We start from the raw sequence: 15,733 nt of genomic DNA, 5'->3' as shown, positions 1-15,733 counted from the left end.
CAAGGTGACATTATCGTCATAATTTATAATCTTGATCTAATATATCACCACGGTGAATGTGTGTCGTTTCGCGCGCTCGACCTCAACCTCCTGAAAGTCTTCGAGGCGCTGATGACCGAGGGCAGCGTCACGCGCGCCGCAAGCGCGCTGACGATGACCCAACCCGCAGTCAGCAACGCGCTCGCGCGTTTGCGTGATGCGCTCGGCGATCCCTTGTTCGTGCGATCAGGCACCGGGATCCGCCCCACGCAGCGCGCCGTGGTGCTGTGGGAGCCGATCGGCGAAGCGCTCGAAAGCATGCGCAGCGCGCTCGACGAGCAGGTGTTCGATCCCGGCCGCGCCCAGACCGAGTTCACCCTGTCGATGTCGGACTATGTGGCCTCGCTGGTGATGCCGGACCTGCTGAAGCATCTGGACAAGGTCGCACCGAAGTCGCGCGTCCACACCGTCCCGAACACCGTCGTGGAGATCGCCGACCAACTCGAGGACAACAGGGTGGATTGCGTCTTGAGCGTCTATGTCAACGAGGCGCAGCAGCCGGCCTCCATTCGCTCACGCTCGCTCTGGACCGTCGATTATGCCTGCTTCATGCGGCGCGGCCATCCGCTCGCCGCCGGGAAGCGGCTCGGCACGCGCGCCTTTCTCAACGCGCGGCATGTCGATGTGAGCCTGGCAGGAAAGACGCAGCCGTCCTACGATCTGTTCCTCGCCTCGCGCGGGATGTCGCGCAATCTGGTGGCAACCGTGAACCATTACAGCGCCGCCTACGAGACCGTGCGGCAATCCGATCTCATCGCGGTCCTGCCGCGCGACCTCCGCTCCGAGTCGCGCCATGCGCCGTTTCTGCACGCGATGCCGCTTCCGCTCCAGGCACCGGCGCGCATCGTCAGCCTGTTCTGGCACCAGCGCAACGATACCGTTCCCGCGCAGCGCTGGCTGCGCGAGACCCTGGTTGGAATGTTCGCCAGAACTGCCTGACCGGATCAGCCCTTGAGCGCGGTGACGACCACCTCGATCAGCGCCCCGCCGCCGAGATCGGCGACGCCGACGGTGGCGCGGGTCGGCAGATTGTCGCCGAAGAACTCGGTCCAGGCTGCATCCATCTCCTTCTTCTTGGAGAGATGCGTGACGAAGATCGAGGCGCTGACAACGCGGCTCTTGTCGGTGCCGGCTTCCTTCAGGTAGCCGGCGATCTTGCCGAGGATGTTGCGGGTCTGGTCGCCCATCGAGACCGAGGTATCGTCGGCGATGGTGCCGCCGACGAAGACGAATCCGTTGGCTTCGACCGCGCGGTGCATGATGGGCGTACGGATGCTGCGGATGATGCTCATGATGTCTTCTTCTTAGAGTGTGGAGGGATGGAAGCGGTCGATACCGAGATCGCTGACGCGCGTCTGGGTGCCGCCGTTGACGATCAGCTCCGCCATCACGGCGCCGGCGCCGGGGCCGAGTTGGAAGCCGTGCAGCGAGAAGCCGAACTGGTGGTAGAGCCCCCTGTGGCGGCTACTCGGCCCGAACACGGGAATGTCGTCCTTCATCTTCGCCTCGATGCCGGCCCAGGCACGCACGATCGTGGCACTTCGCATCACCGGGAACAGCTCGAACACGGTGCGCGCGCTGACGGCGAGGCTCTGCCAGTCCAGCACTGTCTCGTTGCGATCCTGATAGGGCGTTGCCAGATGGCCGCCGCCGATCAGCACGGTGCCGTTGGAGAATTGCTTGAAGGAGAGTTTTCGCCCGCGCAGGATCACGACGGGATCGATGAAGTGCGGCACGCGCGAGGTGATCATCAGCATCGGCGCCACGGTCTCGACCGGCACAGGCTCGCCGAGCGCAGCCGCGATCCTGCCGGCCCAGGCCCCCGCGGCATTGACCAGCACCGGCGCGGCAAAGGTCTCCGTGCCGGCATCGACGTACCAGAGGCCATCGCTATAGCGGATGTTGCTGGCCGCGACGCCCTCGCGCACAATCGCCCCGAGCTGCTGGGCCTTGCGCCGGAACGCCGTCGTGGTCTGCGCCGGATTGGCTGCGCCGTCGCGGCGCGAGACCACGCCGCCGGGACAGGTCTCGGCCACCGCGGGCACGAGGCGCCGCAGTTCAGCCGCGTCGATCAGCTCTTCATGGGTAAAACCGAGCGCGTTGAGCTCGGCGACGCGCGTGCGGCAGACGGTGAGCTCCTCCTCATTCTCCGCAACCAGTACCTGGCCGTGGCTCTCGAAGCTGCAATCGTCGTCGAGGAGATCCTTGATCTTCTCCCAGATCCCCATCGAGCGGATCGACAGCGGGATCTCGGGGACGTGCCGCGCGAGCTGGCGAACGCCGCCGGCATTGACGCCGGAGGCGTGACGGCCGGCATAGTCCTTCTCGATCAGCACCGGCTTCAGGCCGGCAAGGCACAAATGCAGCGCTGTCGAGCATCCATGGATGCCGCCGCCAATGACGATCGCATCCACGTTTCGGCTCACCCGCGCACCACGGCATTGATATCAGCCTCGCTCTTCGGGACGGCGGCGAGCTCGGCAAGCGTGATCGGCTTCACCGGCGCGCGCAGCCGGTAATAGCCAATCTCCTGCGGAGTCTTGCCACGCGCCTGCGCCATCAGCTCGGTGACGGTGAGGCCGCAGAGCCGGCCTTGGCACGGGCCCATGCCGGTGCGGCGATAGGCCTTGAGCTGGTTCGGCCCGGTCGCGCCGATCGCGACGGAATCGAGAACGTCCTTGGCGGTGACCTCTTCGCAGCGGCAGACGATGGTCTCGCCTGAGGGAATGCGGAACTGAGACGCAGGGCGGAACAGCGTATCGAGGAAGACCCGGCCGCGTTCAGCCTTGGCAAGGTCGGCGCGGAGCGTTGCCATCGCCGGCAGCTTTGCGGCAGCCACGGGCGCCAGAGCTTCCACCGCTGCGCGCGCCGCGATGCGGCCACGGACCACGGCGGCATTGGCACCACCGATACCCGCGCCATCACCGGCAATCGCAATGCCCGCGATCGATGAATTGCCGCTCGCATCAAGCACGGGCGACCAGCACAATTGCAGATCGTCCCAGCGATGCTCGACGTCCGCCGACATTGCCAGATTAACGTTGGGCACGACGCCCTGATGCAGCAGCAGCAGATCGGCAGGAATGGTCTCGCGTTTGCCGCCCGCAACATAGCTCACGCTCGCAAGCTGGCCGTCGCCAGATGCCGCAAGCTCGGTGACTCCGGAGACGACCTGCACCTTGGCCTTGACCTCACGCATCATCGACAGGCCCTTGGCGAAATAGGGCGAGGTCAGGAACGCGAACGCGTGGGGCAGCGCGGCGAAATAATTGCCGCGCTCGGTGGTGTCGAGGATGCGGTCGATGCGGCCGCCGAGGCGCAGGATCTGTGCGGCGAGCAGCCAGAGCAGCGGTCCCTGCCCCGCGATCACGGTGCGGCCGTCCGGCACGAGGGCTGATGATTTCAGCATTGTCTGCGCCGCGCCCGCGGTCATCACGCCCGGCAGGGTCCAGCCGGGAATCGGAAACGGCCGCTCCAGCGCGCCGGTCGCGAGGATTACGCGCTTGGCCTTGACGAAAGCGGACGCGCCGCCGACCGAGACAGCGATATCGAGGTTGCGATCGAGGCTCCAGACGGTGGCGCGGTGAATGACCTCGGCACTGCTCGCGCGTAGCGCCTGCACAAGATCGGCACCGACCCAATAGTCGGCACCGAGTTGATTGCGGTCTGTCACAGGTGTCGAGGCGATGGCTCGGAACACCTGGCCACCGGGGCCGATGTTCTCGTCGAGCAACAGCGTCGAGAGGCCAGCTTCGGCGGATGTCGCGGCAGCGGCAAGACCGGCAGGTCCTGCGCCGATGACCACGACGTCGTAGTCTTCGCGCTTGGGAGCCACAGTCATCTTCCGATCTCCCGCTTGCCCTTCTGAATCTCGATCTGCATGCCCTCGGCGACGGGCACGAGGCAGCCCTGCCGATTGCCGACGCCGTCAATGGTGACGAGGCAATCGAAGCACACCCCCATCATGCAATAGGGCAGACGCGGCGCGCCGCTCACTGCCGTCGAGCGCCGCGCGTCCTGACCGGACGCCAGCAGCGCGGCGGACACGGTGTCGCCCTGACGCGCCGCGACGGCGACGCCATCGACGAAGATCTGCACTTGCGGGCGCTTGTCCTGTTCGGATCGTCTAAACATGGGATGCCTCTTGGCTCCTTCAGTATCTCTAATATCCGCTGTTGTTCGCAGCGCCCGCGCCGCCGAAGCGGCTTGCAGAGAACGCACCGACCAACTCCGGCTCGAGCGCGCCTTGCGCCACCATGCGCGCGATCTCGAAGGCGTGGTTGGAGGCGAGCGTCACGCCGGAATGGCAACAGGCGACGAAGGCGCCGGGATGCGTCTCCGACTGGTCGTAGATCGGAAAGCCGTCCTGCGGCATCACGCGGATGCCGGCCCAGCTTCGGACGACGTTGAGCCGCGCGAGATGCGGAAACATCCGCTGGGCGCGATCTGTCATGACAGCGCTGATCGAATGCTTCAGCGTGCGATCGTCCAGTTCGTCTTCCTTGCTGTCGCCAATCATCACCGTGCCCTCGTCGGTCTGGCGGATCGTGGTCAGCGGATGCGGCAGGAACGGCATGGTGCGCTCGGTTACGACGACTTGACCGCGGGTCGGCCCCATCGGCGCATAGAGGCCGACCATCGGCGCGAGCGTCTGGTTGGCATTGCCGGCGGCGAGCACGATTTTGGCGGCGCGCAGCTCCCCCTTCGGCGTGGTCAGGCAGAACTCGCCGCCGCTCTTGCTGATCGCCGAGACCGGCAGCTCCGGTAGATAGTCGATGCCGAATTCCCTGAAGCCGGTGTGGAAGGCGCGGAAGGTGCGAAGCGAATTGACGTGGCCGTCGAGCGGACAATAGCTGCCGCCCGAGACTTCCGGCCCGATCAGCGGCAGCGACTTCTTCACCTCGGATGCCGAGAGCATCTCCATCTTGTAGTCGGCGGCACCCGTCTGATTGTGCATACGCTTGACGAGCTCGGTGCGCTGACCGAATTCGTCGTCGCCGAGCGTCAGATGGAAGCCGCCATTTTGCTGCAGAGAAACGTCGAGCCCTGTCTGCTCCTTTAGCTCCGAGGCGAGCCGGCCCCACGCTTCCGACGCGCGCACGGTCCACACCGTATAGGCGGGCATGCCGAGGCCCTTGCTCTGGACCCAGACCAGAGCAAAGTTCGCGCGCGAGGCGCGCTTGGTGATGTCGCCTTCGTCGAGCACGGCGACGCGCTTGCCGAGCCTTCCGAGGCCCCAGGCAATGGCGGAGCCGAGCAGTCCGCCGCCGACAACGGCGACGTCGTATTCCCTGGACATGGGTTCTCCTATCGTCCCGTATCGCCCTTGCCGGCGAGCACACGGTCGAGCCCGTAGAAGCGGTCGAGCAGGATGAGGGCGGTCATGGTAACAGCGATCACGCACGCCGAGACCGACGTCACCAGCGGATCGATGTTGTCCTGAATATAAAGGAACATGCGCACAGGCAACGTCTCGGTGCCGGGCGCTGCAAGAAAGACGGTCATGGTGAGATCGTCGAAGGACTGGATGAAGGCAAGCGCCCAGCCGCTGATCACGCCCGGCAAGATCAGGGGCAAAGTCACGCGGCGGAATAGCGTCCAGCCGCCGGCGCCGAGCGAGACTGCGGCCATCTCGACCGTGCGGTCCATGCCGGTTGCTGCCGCCAGCGTCAGCCGCAGCGCGAACGGAAACACGATGATGACATGGGCGATGATCAGCGCGGCAAAGCTGCCGCCGAGCCCGGCCGAGGTGAAGAAGCGCAGGAAGGCGATGCCGAGCACCACATGCGGGATCATCAGCGGCGACAGGAACAGCGCCGCCAGCGCATCACGCCCGCGAAAGCGATAGCGCGCAATCGCGAGCGCGGCCGGCACGGCGAACAGCAACGCGACGAAGGACGACAAGGCGCCAAGCCCGAGGCTGACCCAGAACGCGTGGATGAATTCAGGGTAGTTCGCGATGGTCCTGAACCAGCGCAGCGAAAAGCCGTTGGTCGGCAACGACAGGAAGCCTTCGGGTGTGAAGGCGACGAGGCAGACCACCAGGATCGGCGCCACCATGACGATGACGAAGATGGTATGGAAGATCAGGGCGAGCGGGCCGTTCCGTCTCATCGGAACACCTCTGCATAGCGGCGTTCGATCAGGGCATTGCTGCCGACGACGATCAGCACCAGCGCGACCAGCAGCAGTGTCGCGACGGCGGCTCCCAGCGGCCAGTTGAGCGTGTTGAGGAATTCATCATAGGCGAGCGTCGCCGCGACCTTGAGCCGGCGGCCGCCGATGATGGCGGGCGTCGCGAAGGCGCTGGCCGAGAGCGAGAACACGATGATCGCGCCCGACAGCACGCCAGGCATGATCTGCGGCATGATGATGCGGCGGATGATGGTCACGGGTCCTGCGCCGAGCGACATCGCAGCATTCTCGATCTGCGGATCGAGCCGCTGCAGCGCCGCCCATACCGACAGCACCATGAACGGCATCATCACATGCGCGAGCGCGACGACCATGCCGGTTTCGGTGAACATGAAGGGAATGGGTGAACGGATCGCGCCGAGCGACATCAAGAGCTTGTTGACGAGACCGTTGTTGCCGCCGAACAGCAGCGCCCAACCGAGCGTGCGCGCGACCACGGAGATCAGCAGCGGCCCGAGAATGACCAGCAGGAAAAAGCTCTTCCAGCGACCACTCATGCGGTTGAGGATGTAGGCCTCGGGTGCACCAAGCAGCGCGGTGAGCAGCGTGGTCAGGATCGCGATCCGAAACGTCCGCCAGAACATCTCGGCGTAATAGGGATCGGTCGCGATCTCACGCCAGTTCTTGAGGATGAAGACCGGCTCGATGCCCTTGTACTGACCCCAATCATGGAACGACAGCATCACGGTCATCGCCAGCGGAATCAGCAGCACGCCGACGAACAGCATCAGGGCGGGCGCGGTCAGCGCCCAGGGCGCACGCGCGCCGCGCTCCTCCGCGGCCGCGCTCATGCGCCGGCCCTCGCACGCACGCTCATGTCCTCGGGCCGCCAGGCGAGTCGAACCGCCTCGCCTTCGGCCGGCTGCGCCTTGCCGTCATTCTGGCGGATCACGATCGCCGGGCCGCATTCGCTGTCACACTGAAACAGCCAGTGATTGCCCTGGAAGATGCGCGTGACGATCTTCGCGCTAAGGCCGGCATCTCCGAAGCCGATGCGTTCGGGGCGAATGCTGACGGTGACAGGGCCGCTCACGCCTGCCGGCGCCGGCGCGCTCCACGAGCCTGCCACCAACTGCCCAGGCGCCACGGTCCGATCGATCGTGCCGGCAAAATCGTTGGTCTTGCCCAAAAACTGCGAAACGAAGGCCGAGGCCGGTCTTTCGTACGTCTCCTGCGGCGTGCCGATCTGCTCGATCTTGCCCTGGCTCATCACCACGATGCGGTCGGACAGCGACATCGCCTCGTTCTGATCGTGGGTGACCAGGATCGTGGTGGTGCCGATGGTGCGCTGGATCTGGCGCAGCTCGATCTGCATCTCCTCGCGCAGCTTGGCGTCGAGGTTCGACAGCGGCTCGTCGAGCAGCAGCACGCTCGGCTTGATCACCAGCGCGCGCGCCAGCGCCACGCGCTGCTGCTGGCCGCCGGACATGCGGCGCGGATGGCGGTCCTCGTAGCCGGCGAGGCCCACCATTGCGAGCGCGGAGCGGACGCGCTCGCCCCGCTCATTGCGCGGCACGTTGCGCATCTCGAGGCCGAACGCGACGTTCTCCGCCGCCGTCATGTGCGGAAACAGCGCGTAGCTTTGGAACACGATGCCGAGCCCACGTTTCGCGGGATGGATCGCGGTCAGGTCCTTGTCCTCCAGGCGGATCGCGCCGCTTGTAGGATCAAGAAAGCCCGCGATCATCTGCAAGGTCGTGGTCTTGCCACAGCCGGAGGGGCCAAGGAAGGAGATGAACTCCCCCTTGCCCACCGCGAGACTGAAGTCATCGACCACAGTCGTCGCGCCGAACTGTTTTGCGACCCGATCGAGCTCGAGAAAGGCCATGACGCTGTCTCCGCTGCGACCGATCAGCGTTCGACCTCGCGGTTCCAGCGCTTGGTCCAGTCCTCGCGCTTCTCGTTGATGACGGCCCAGTCCGGATTATAGAGCTTGGCCGCGCGCTCGCCGATCGGCGCCATCTTGCCGAGTTCCGGCGGCACCTTCAGGGATTTCAGCACCGGGCCGTAGCCGTAGTCCTTCAGCATCACGAGCTGGATCTTGGGATCGAGCAGCATCTTGACGAAGCTGGACGCCAGCGGCGAGGCGTTCGGCTTGGTGATCGGACAGGCCGTCGTCAGCAGCGTCGCCGCGCCCTCCTTCGGGTAGACGAAGTCGACCGGGAAGCCGGTATTCGCAAAACTCTGCACACGGCCGGTGCCCCACACCGCGATCACGGCCTGGCCGGACTGGAACAGCTCGGTCATCTTGCCCGGCGACGGCTCGTAGGCGAGCACGTTCGGATTGATCTCTTCCTTGAAGATCTTGAAGCCGGAATCGACGTTGGACTCGCCGCCACCGTTCATCTTTGACAGCATCACCAGTGCTTCGAGGCCATAGGTATTGTTGATCGGCGGGATCACGAGCTGTTTTGCGTATTTCGTGTCCTTCAGGTCGTTCCACGAGGTCGGTGGCGCCCAGCCTTTTTCGGCAAACACCTTCGTGTTGTACATCAGACCGGTCGCGACGATGCCGATCGCAACCGCGCGATCATCCTTGAAGCGCGCGGTGTCGTAGAGATCAGAAGCCGGCAGACCGTCGAGCTTGCCGCAGAAGCCGAGTTGGATCGCCTGGTACATCGGGCCGTCGTCAACGATGGCGACGTCGATCTGCTGATTGCCCTTCTGCGCCTGGAGCTTGGCCAGCGTATCGGTGGAATTGCCGGCGACGTACTCGACCTTGACGCCGTTCTCCTTCTCGAAGGCCGGGATCACCTCGTCGCGGATCGTCTTCTCGAACGAGCCGCCATAGCCGGCGACATAGAGCGTTTTCTGCTGGGCCGAGGCGGCGGACGGAACGGCGATGAGAGCAGCGATGCTGACCGCGGTCAGAAGGCGAAAAGTCTTCATGTGGACCGATCTCCAATACCGGAATGAGGTGACGTGCCGACAAATCACTGGCCGAAGCGCGTTGCCGCATTTCCTTCCGCGCAAACCTTCTCCGAACGGGCACCGGTCCCTGTTCGGCTGGTTTTGGCGCGATCTGGAGGGTTGAACCCCTCCAATCTGCCGAAAAAGCGGGCCGACTCCGGCTCTGATGAAAAAGATCGCAAACCCAAGCTTCCATCGTCCAATGAATAATGGCACCGTCTGCATGCTCAAATATTATGAATGGAAATCGAGATGGTGCGGATTAATTCGCGGCAGGTGGAGGCCTTCCGCGCGACGATGCTGACCGGCAGCGTCACCGAGGCCGCCAAGCTGATGGTGGTGACGCAGCCGGCGGTGAGCCGGCTGCTGCGCGACTTTCAGGCGCTGCTGAAGATGGAGCTGTTCGAACGGCGCGGCACGGGCCTCGTGCCGACCGCGGCGGCGATGGCGCTCTATACTGAGGTGGAGCGTTCCTTCATCGGCCTCGAACGCATCACCGCAGCGGCGGAAGAAATTCGCGGCCGCCGCACCGGCTCGCTGCGGATCGCCGCCCTACCTGCGCTGTCGAACGGCTACCTGCCGCGTCTGACCGGTCAGTTCCTGAAAGACCGACCCAATCTCAACCTTGCCTTCTTCGGCGTCATCTCTCCGATCGTGGTCGATTGGGTGCTCAACAATCAGTGCGACGTCGGCTTTGCCGAGGTGCCGATCGCCCATTCCGGCCTGCCGAGCCAGAAGCTGCCGGCGCCGGCGCGCGTCGCGGTGCTGCCGACAGGTCATCGCCTCGCGGAAAAGGAGGTCCTGGAGCCACGCGACTTCGAGGGCGAGACGTTCATCTCGCTGTCGGCGGGATCGTCGAGCCGGCACCTCGTCGACCAGATCTTCCATCGTCACGATGTCCGCCGCGTGCTGCGCGTGGAGACCGCGCTATCCGAGATCATGTGCGGCCTGGTGTCATCGGGACTTGGCGTTGCGATCTGCGACCCCTTTACCGCGCAGGAATTTTCCACCCGCGGCGTCGTCGTGCGCCGCTTCCTGCCGCGCATCGACTTCGAGTTCTCCGCGGTGTTTCCGGCGCAGCGAAGCCCCTCGCCGGTCGCGCTCGACCTGGTCGAGACCATCCGCAAATCCCTTGTCGAGTTCGAGAGCTAGCCGTTGCGCTTTGAGTTGAATCGATCTCGCCACGAGCCCGCTGCAACCTCTCCCGCTTGCGGCGGGAGAGGGAGCACACCTTCTTCGTCGAGGCGCCCTCAGCCGTTGAACGCGGCCTGCGCCTCCGGCAGATCCCAGATCTTGCCGATCGCGGCGGCGCCCGCCGCGGTGATCGCGGCTTCATCCGCGCCAAGATAGCGCCCCTCATCGACCAGCATGCGGCCATCGACCATGACCTGATCGATGTTGGCGCGGTTGGCGAGCGCGATCAGCGCGCGGCGCGGATCGAACAGCGGCTGAAGATGCGGATGGGTGAGATCGACGACGGTGAGATCGGCGGTGGCGCCCGGCTCGATCCGGCCGAGATCCGGCCGCTTGATCGCGTCTGCGGCGACAGCCGTGTTCGCCTCGATCAGCTCCGGCGAGTTCGCGACATCGGCACGTTGCGAGGTGACCTTGGAGATCAGCGAGGCCGCATTGAGCTCGCCGAGCAGGTCCATGTTGTAGCCGTCGGTGCCTACTACCGTGCGGACGCCATGCTCCGCGAACCGGCTGAACGCCGCGGTGACGCCGGCGCGCGCGAACACGCGCGGGCAATTGAGGACAGTCATGCCGCGCGCGGCCATCAGCTTGAGATCGTCGTCACTGCTGAACATGCAGTGCGCCGCCATCAGATCGGGCGCCAGCAGGCCGAGCCAGTCCAGATATTCCGCCGGCGTGCGTCCGCCATAGCGCTTGCCGATGGTCTCGACCTCGGCACGGCTCTGCGCCATGTGCGTCGTGATGGGCACGCCGAGCTCGCGTGCACGTATCGCGCAGGCTTTGAGCAGATCCGGACCACAGGTATCGGTCGCATGCGGGCTCATCGCCAGGCTGATGCGGCCGTCGCCGCGATTGTTCCAGCGCTGGTAGAGCGCATCCCATGTCGCCATGTCGGCGGTGCCGTCATCGCCGGAATAGCGCACCACGCCATCGGGGCCGGCCTTCGCATCGGAGGTCGAGAACAGATACGGCGCACCATAGAAGCGGATGCCCATCTCCTCCGCCGCGTCGAACATCTCGGGGATCGAATTCCTGAACGGCTCCATCACCGTCGTGGCGCCGCCCTTGAGCAGCTGGAGGATGCCGAGCCGCGCGACAGCGAGACGCTCCCTGGCCGACAGAATCTCCGCGCCGCGCTTGGTCAGCGGCAACAACACCGTATAGACGATGCTCTGGTTGTTCTTGCGGCCGTTGCCGTCCTCGCTGTGGCTGCGCGCCACCGCTTCCGAGAAACAGTGATTGTGCAGGTTCAAGAGGCCCGGCAGCACGAAACGGCCGGGGCGATCGTAGACCCGATCCGCGCTGGGCTTGTCGCGCGTGATTGCGGCGATGGTCTTGCCTTCGACCAGGACCCAATGGTCGCGCAGCACATCCTGCGCGCCGTCTTTGCGTGACAGCACATAGCTGCCGAAGATTGCGGTGCTCATGCGGGGCGCACGTTCCAGAAGACGGCGGTGCCGTCGAGAATGCCGGTGATCTCTTTGCGATAGGCTGTCGGCTGCTTGTACAGGCCGATCGGAATATAGGGGATTTCCTCGAACGCGACGGCCTGGATCTCGCGGCAGATGCGCTGCTGCTCGGCGAGTTCGGACGCCGCCAGCCACTGGCTGCGCAAGCCCCCCATCTTCTCGCTCGCATACCAGCCGGCGACCTTGCCTTCGCCGCGAATGTTGGTGTTGCCGGCCGGATTGAGCCAGTCGATGCCCTGCCAATTGCCGACCGCCGCGCTCCAGCCGCCCTGCCCAATCGGGTCCTTCTTGAGCTGACGCTGCAGCACAACGGCGAAGTCGAGCCCTGCATATTCGACGTTCATGCCGGCCTTGCGCAAGCTGTCGACCGCGATCTCGCCGAGCGGCTTCTGCGCCAGCGAATTGGTGGGGACGAGCACCACGATCTTCTCGCCATTGTAGCCGGCGGCCTTCAGGTCGGCCTTGACCTTGTCGTAGTTGCGCGGACCGCGGAACACGTCGAGGCCGACATCGCTCGCCATCGGCGTACCCGGCGCAAAGTAGCCGACCGGCGAGACCTGGAACGCGGGATCTGTGCCGGCAACAGCGGTCATGAACGCGGCCTGGTCGATCGCACCCAACAGCGCGCGGCGGATGGCCGGGTTGCCGAATGGCGGCTGCAGATGATTGAGACGCAGCATGCAGGCGTAGCCGCGGGGATCGAGGATCCGCGTCTCGATGTCGCCGGCCGCCCTGATGATCGGCAATAGATCGTGCGGCGTGGTCTCCTGCCAGTCCTGCTCGCCGGTCTGGAGCGCGGCGACGCCGGTGCCGACATCGGGCGTGGTGGTCCAGACCACCCGGTCGTAATGGACGATCTTGGGACCTGCGGTCCAATCCGGCTTGCCGTCGGTGCGCGGTTGATAGCGCTCAAATTTGGCGTAGGCATTGCGGGCGCCCTGGACGCGCTCGTCGGCGAGATAGCGAAACGGACCGCTGCCGATCACTTCTGTCAGCGGCTTGAACGGGTCCTGGCTCGCCAGCCGCTCCGGCATCATGAAGCAGGCATTGATCGCGGCCTTGCCAAGCGCCTGCGGCAGCAGCGGGAACGGACGTTTCAAGCGAAAGCGAATGGTGCGGTCGTCAACTGCCGACAGCTCAGCGGTTGCCTCCATCAGTTCGCCGCCAAAACCGTCGCGCGCGGCCCAGCGCCGGATGCTGGCGACGCAATCGCGGGCGAGCACGCGCTCGCCGTCATGCCAGAACAGCCCGTCACGCAGCGTGAGGTCCCACTGGAGCTGGTCGGCGGAGATGGCATGGCCCGACAGCATTTGCGGCGAAACGTGGAGCGCAAAGCTCATGCCGTACAGCGTGTCGTAGACCATGAACCCATGGTTTCGCGACACCTGCGCAGTCGAATAGATGGGATCAACGAAGGCGAGGTCGATGACGGGAATGAAGCGCAGCGTGCTCTGGGCTTCGGCGCGGACGATGCCTGGCAGCGAAAGTGCCGGCGCGGCTGCGGCAGCCTTGAGGAGCGAGCGGCGGGAGATGGGCATTAACAGAGGCTCCTGAAGATTTACGTATTCAACAAGACCGCGCCGATCGCAACAGCAACCGCCTGCTGCGCCGGCTCGACCACTGGCACGCCGATCGTTTCCGCAATCGCTGCACGGTGCGACGCCATGCCGGCGCAGCCCATCACCACGACATCGGCACGGCATTGCGTGACCAGCGCGCGGCCGGCCTCGATCAGCCGTCCGCGGATATCCGCGCCCGCCGTTTCCGCTGCGCTCGCGCCGACCGACCAGCTGCCGGCATAACGGCTGTCCACGCCCATCACCCGCGCCATGCGCTGCTGGCGGCGGATGCTCGACGGTGACAGCGCGATGATGCCAAAACGCTCGCCCAGCATCAGCGCACGAAAGATGCCGCACTCTGCAATGCCGAGCACCGGGCGGCCGCCGGCGGCTTCACGCACCGCATGCAGGCCGGGATCGCTGAAGCAGGCGAGCACGAAGGCATCCGCGTCGTCGCGCGTGACGCGATTGACCAGCGGCATGACGACGCCGTCGGCATCGCGCTGCGAGCTGATGCTCGGTGGCCCCTCGGCGAGGCCGACCACCTCGATCCCGGGGCCGCCTGCGATGCGCAGCGGCGCCACCGCATTGTCGATCGCCGCCGTCACCGACGCCGAGGAGTTGGGATTGATGACGAGGATGCGGCGGGTCATGGCATGCCTCAACGGTTGGCGGCCTCGTGGCGCAGGAAGTTTTCCGCGATCTTCTCGCCGGTGGTAATCCAGACGTCCGGGCACGATTTTGCGTAGGTCAGGAACTCGCGCAACAGGCGCAGCCGCATCGGACGGCCGCTGCATTGCGGATGCAGCACGGTCGTCACCATCGCGCCCCAGTCACGAACTTCGTCGAGCTCGTCCTTCCACATCGAGAGCACATGCTCCTTGGGAAAGATCGAGCGCGGGCTAAAGCGCGCGGACAGACCATGCATCCAGTCGTCATAGCTCGCGGTCACCGGCAGCTCGATCGTGCCGGGCTTGCCGTCGGCAAGGCGATGGCGATAGGGCCGTACGTCGTCGCGGAAGGAGGAAGTGTAGACGATGCCGTGGCGCACCAGCGCGACGCGCAGTTCCTCGGTGAATTCGCCGTAAGGCGCGCGATAGCCGGTCGGCTTGACGCCGAGCCGGCGCTTCAGAGCCTCGAAGCCACGCTCAATCTCCTCCTCGATCCAGGGATCGCCGGGATCGGGCAGCAGATGATGGTAGCCGTGATGGCCGATCTCGTGGCCTGCCTTGAGGATGGATTCGGCCATCGCCGGATGTGCATCGACCGACCATCCCGTGACAAAGAACGTCGCCTTGAGACCAAGCTGATCGAGCAGCTCCAGCAGCTTCGGCGTGCCGACGCGCGCCTCATAGCCGCCATAGCTCATGGTGATGAGCCGCTGCGCGTGCACCGCGTCCTTGCTGGTCCACGCACTTTCCGCATCCACGTCGAACGAGAGGAACATCGCCGCCTTGTATGGCTTCGGCCAGGGATAGTCCGGCGCGGGATCCGCCGTGTTGGCCGGGGTGAGCGGGATGCTCTGAAGTGCCTTACTGTCCAGCATTGATGGTCGCCTTCTCTATTCCGTTGTCGCTCAGTTTCCATTTCGCCAGCAGCGTACGATACGTTCCGTCAGCGATCAGCGAATCCAGCGCATCGACCATCGCCTGCTGCAGCACCTTTTCCTTGACCGGGAGCGCAATCCCTGTGAACTGCGTCGCAAACGCGTCGCCGACCGGCGCATAGGTGCCCGGCTCGAGATCCATCAGATAGGGCAACGTCTCGTTGCCCTGCACGGCGGCATCGATACGGCCCTGCCTGAGCTGGGTGCGCGCGTCGGCCGAGCCGTCGGTGCCGACGAACTGGATCGGATTGCTGGCGCAGTTCTTCTGGCTCCACTTGTCGATCTCTGCCGGAAACATGGTGCGGCGGCTGGCGCCGACCTTCTTGCCGCACAGCGCAGCCATCTCCTTGAACTCGGACGCACGGGACTGCTGCACGAAGAATTTTGGGCCGCTGCGCAGATAATCGACGAAGGACGCAATCTCGTGCCGGCTCGTATAGTCGGTGAAGCCGGACAGGATGGCATCCACCCGGCCCGTCGAAATCGACGGCATGAACTCGGCGAAGCTGGTCTCGGTCCATTCGATCTTGACGCCAAGCTTGCGCCCGATCGCCTCGCCGAGATCGATGTCGAACCCGGACAGCGCGTTGGTGGCGGGATCGCGGAACTCCATCGGCGGATAGTTGGGCACCAGCGCCACCTTGACGCTGCCGCGCTTGACGATGTCAGGCGGCAGCTCGATGGCCAATGCTTCGACCGTAAAGGCCCAAACGGTCATGGCCCCCAAAAGTGCCGACGCAACGAAAGGTCTCTTCATCAAT

16 protein-coding genes are annotated in these 15,733 nt (G+C 65.0%); 2 read left to right on the top strand and 14 right to left on the bottom strand.

What is annotated here, in order from left to right; translation table 11 throughout:
- Positions 1-111: 111 nt before the first annotated feature.
- Positions 112-978, top strand: coding sequence for a LysR family transcriptional regulator (locus JQ587_RS15970; RefSeq protein WP_249149270.1), 867 nt, complete (start codon positions 112-114; stop codon positions 976-978).
- A 5-nt stretch (positions 979-983) separates the two neighbouring features.
- Here the strand turns inward: JQ587_RS15970 and JQ587_RS15965 are convergent, their stop codons facing one another.
- The 9 genes from JQ587_RS15965 to JQ587_RS15925 are packed head-to-tail and all read right to left on the bottom strand — an operon-like array spanning position 984 to position 9,123.
- Positions 984-1,331, bottom strand: a complete 348-nt coding sequence (locus JQ587_RS15965) for a RidA family protein (RefSeq protein WP_212425897.1) — start codon at positions 1,329-1,331, stop codon at positions 984-986.
- A gap of 12 nt (positions 1,332-1,343) precedes the next feature.
- Positions 1,344-2,465 carry an NAD(P)/FAD-dependent oxidoreductase gene (locus JQ587_RS15960; protein ID WP_212425896.1) on the bottom strand — a complete coding sequence of 374 codons (1,122 nt, stop codon included), beginning with the start codon at positions 2,463-2,465 and terminating at the stop codon, positions 1,344-1,346.
- The gene (locus tag JQ587_RS15955; protein ID WP_212425895.1) at positions 2,462-3,880 is read right to left on the bottom strand and encodes an FAD/NAD(P)-dependent oxidoreductase; all 1,419 of its coding nucleotides are present in this window, start codon (positions 3,878-3,880) and stop codon (positions 2,462-2,464) included. The genes JQ587_RS15960 and JQ587_RS15955 overlap by 4 nt, the downstream gene beginning before the upstream one ends.
- Positions 3,877-4,173, bottom strand: a complete 297-nt coding sequence (locus JQ587_RS15950) for a (2Fe-2S)-binding protein (RefSeq protein WP_018641635.1) — start codon at positions 4,171-4,173, stop codon at positions 3,877-3,879. The genes JQ587_RS15955 and JQ587_RS15950 overlap by 4 nt, the downstream gene beginning before the upstream one ends.
- 28 nt (positions 4,174-4,201) lie before the next feature.
- Complete coding sequence (locus JQ587_RS15945; protein WP_212425894.1) at positions 4,202-5,338, bottom strand: NAD(P)/FAD-dependent oxidoreductase; 1,137 nt, start codon at positions 5,336-5,338, stop codon at positions 4,202-4,204.
- An 8-nt stretch (positions 5,339-5,346) separates the two neighbouring features.
- Positions 5,347-6,153, bottom strand: a complete 807-nt coding sequence (locus JQ587_RS15940; RefSeq protein WP_212298282.1) for an ABC transporter permease — start codon at positions 6,151-6,153, stop codon at positions 5,347-5,349.
- Positions 6,150-7,025 (bottom strand): ABC transporter permease, encoded by an 876-nt coding sequence (locus JQ587_RS15935; protein ID WP_212425893.1) that lies wholly within the window; start codon positions 7,023-7,025, stop codon positions 6,150-6,152. Before JQ587_RS15935 ends, JQ587_RS15940 begins: the two co-directional genes overlap by 4 nt.
- Entirely contained in the window at positions 7,022-8,062 is a 1,041-nt protein-coding gene (locus JQ587_RS15930) for an ABC transporter ATP-binding protein (protein WP_212425892.1), read from the bottom strand. Before JQ587_RS15930 ends, JQ587_RS15935 begins: the two co-directional genes overlap by 4 nt.
- Positions 8,063-8,085: 23 nt before the next feature.
- Positions 8,086-9,123 (bottom strand): ABC transporter substrate-binding protein, encoded by a 1,038-nt coding sequence (locus JQ587_RS15925; protein WP_212425891.1) that lies wholly within the window; start codon positions 9,121-9,123, stop codon positions 8,086-8,088.
- 273 nt (positions 9,124-9,396) lie between these two features.
- On the opposite strand from JQ587_RS15925, the gene JQ587_RS15920 reads away from it, so the two are divergent.
- Positions 9,397-10,296: a LysR substrate-binding domain-containing protein gene (locus JQ587_RS15920; RefSeq protein WP_212425890.1), complete on the top strand. Its 900-nt coding sequence runs from the start codon at positions 9,397-9,399 to the stop codon at positions 10,294-10,296.
- 98 nt (positions 10,297-10,394) lie between these two features.
- On the opposite strand, the gene JQ587_RS15915 is transcribed toward JQ587_RS15920, so the two are convergent.
- Genes JQ587_RS15915 through JQ587_RS15895 form a run of 5 tightly spaced genes read right to left on the bottom strand, consistent with a single transcriptional unit; the run spans position 10,395 to position 15,729 of the window.
- A complete protein-coding gene (locus JQ587_RS15915) occupies positions 10,395-11,765 on the bottom strand; it encodes an amidohydrolase family protein (protein WP_212425889.1) in 1,371 nt (456 codons plus the stop codon).
- Positions 11,762-13,345: an ABC transporter substrate-binding protein gene (locus JQ587_RS15910; RefSeq protein ID WP_212425888.1), complete on the bottom strand. Its 1,584-nt coding sequence runs from the start codon at positions 13,343-13,345 to the stop codon at positions 11,762-11,764. Before JQ587_RS15910 ends, JQ587_RS15915 begins: the two co-directional genes overlap by 4 nt.
- A 20-nt stretch (positions 13,346-13,365) precedes the next feature.
- Entirely contained in the window at positions 13,366-14,019 is a 654-nt protein-coding gene (locus tag JQ587_RS15905; protein WP_212425887.1) for an aspartate/glutamate racemase family protein, read from the bottom strand.
- A gap of 8 nt (positions 14,020-14,027) precedes the next feature.
- Positions 14,028-14,912, bottom strand: a complete 885-nt coding sequence (locus tag JQ587_RS15900; protein WP_212425886.1) for a polysaccharide deacetylase family protein — start codon at positions 14,910-14,912, stop codon at positions 14,028-14,030.
- Positions 14,899-15,729, bottom strand: coding sequence for an ABC transporter substrate-binding protein (locus JQ587_RS15895; RefSeq protein ID WP_212425885.1), 831 nt, complete (start codon positions 15,727-15,729; stop codon positions 14,899-14,901). Before JQ587_RS15895 ends, JQ587_RS15900 begins: the two co-directional genes overlap by 14 nt.
- Positions 15,730-15,733 lie beyond the last annotated feature (4 nt).

The organism is Bradyrhizobium manausense, assembly GCF_018130615.1.
In the GTDB taxonomy this organism is placed as follows: Bacteria; Pseudomonadota; Alphaproteobacteria; order Rhizobiales; family Xanthobacteraceae; genus Bradyrhizobium; species Bradyrhizobium manausense_A.
This window is presented reverse-complemented; position numbering and strand designations above follow the sequence as displayed.

Excerpts from the sequence above, each read along its gene's own strand:
- JQ587_RS15970 (WP_249149270.1), top strand. The coding sequence starts at position 112 with ATGACCGAGGGCAGCGTCACGCGCGCCGCAAGCGCGCTGACGATGACC.
- JQ587_RS15965 (WP_212425897.1), bottom strand. The coding sequence starts at position 1,331 with ATGAGCATCATCCGCAGCATCCGTACGCCCATCATGCACCGCGCGGTC.
- JQ587_RS15955 (WP_212425895.1), bottom strand. The coding sequence starts at position 3,880 with ATGACTGTGGCTCCCAAGCGCGAAGACTACGACGTCGTGGTCATCGGC.
- JQ587_RS15950 (WP_018641635.1), bottom strand. The coding sequence starts at position 4,173 with ATGTTTAGACGATCCGAACAGGACAAGCGCCCGCAAGTGCAGATCTTC.
- JQ587_RS15945 (WP_212425894.1), bottom strand. The coding sequence starts at position 5,338 with ATGTCCAGGGAATACGACGTCGCCGTTGTCGGCGGCGGACTGCTCGGC.
- JQ587_RS15940 (WP_212298282.1), bottom strand. The coding sequence starts at position 6,153 with ATGAGACGGAACGGCCCGCTCGCCCTGATCTTCCATACCATCTTCGTC.
- JQ587_RS15935 (WP_212425893.1), bottom strand. The coding sequence starts at position 7,025 with ATGAGCGCGGCCGCGGAGGAGCGCGGCGCGCGTGCGCCCTGGGCGCTG.
- JQ587_RS15930 (WP_212425892.1), bottom strand. The coding sequence starts at position 8,062 with ATGGCCTTTCTCGAGCTCGATCGGGTCGCAAAACAGTTCGGCGCGACG.
- JQ587_RS15925 (WP_212425891.1), bottom strand. The coding sequence starts at position 9,123 with ATGAAGACTTTTCGCCTTCTGACCGCGGTCAGCATCGCTGCTCTCATC.
- JQ587_RS15920 (WP_212425890.1), top strand. The coding sequence starts at position 9,397 with ATGGTGCGGATTAATTCGCGGCAGGTGGAGGCCTTCCGCGCGACGATG.
- JQ587_RS15915 (WP_212425889.1), bottom strand. The coding sequence starts at position 11,765 with ATGAGCACCGCAATCTTCGGCAGCTATGTGCTGTCACGCAAAGACGGC.
- JQ587_RS15910 (WP_212425888.1), bottom strand. The coding sequence starts at position 13,345 with ATGCCCATCTCCCGCCGCTCGCTCCTCAAGGCTGCCGCAGCCGCGCCG.
- JQ587_RS15905 (WP_212425887.1), bottom strand. The coding sequence starts at position 14,019 with ATGACCCGCCGCATCCTCGTCATCAATCCCAACTCCTCGGCGTCGGTG.
- JQ587_RS15900 (WP_212425886.1), bottom strand. The coding sequence starts at position 14,912 with ATGCTGGACAGTAAGGCACTTCAGAGCATCCCGCTCACCCCGGCCAAC.
- JQ587_RS15895 (WP_212425885.1), bottom strand. The coding sequence starts at position 15,729 with ATGAAGAGACCTTTCGTTGCGTCGGCACTTTTGGGGGCCATGACCGTT.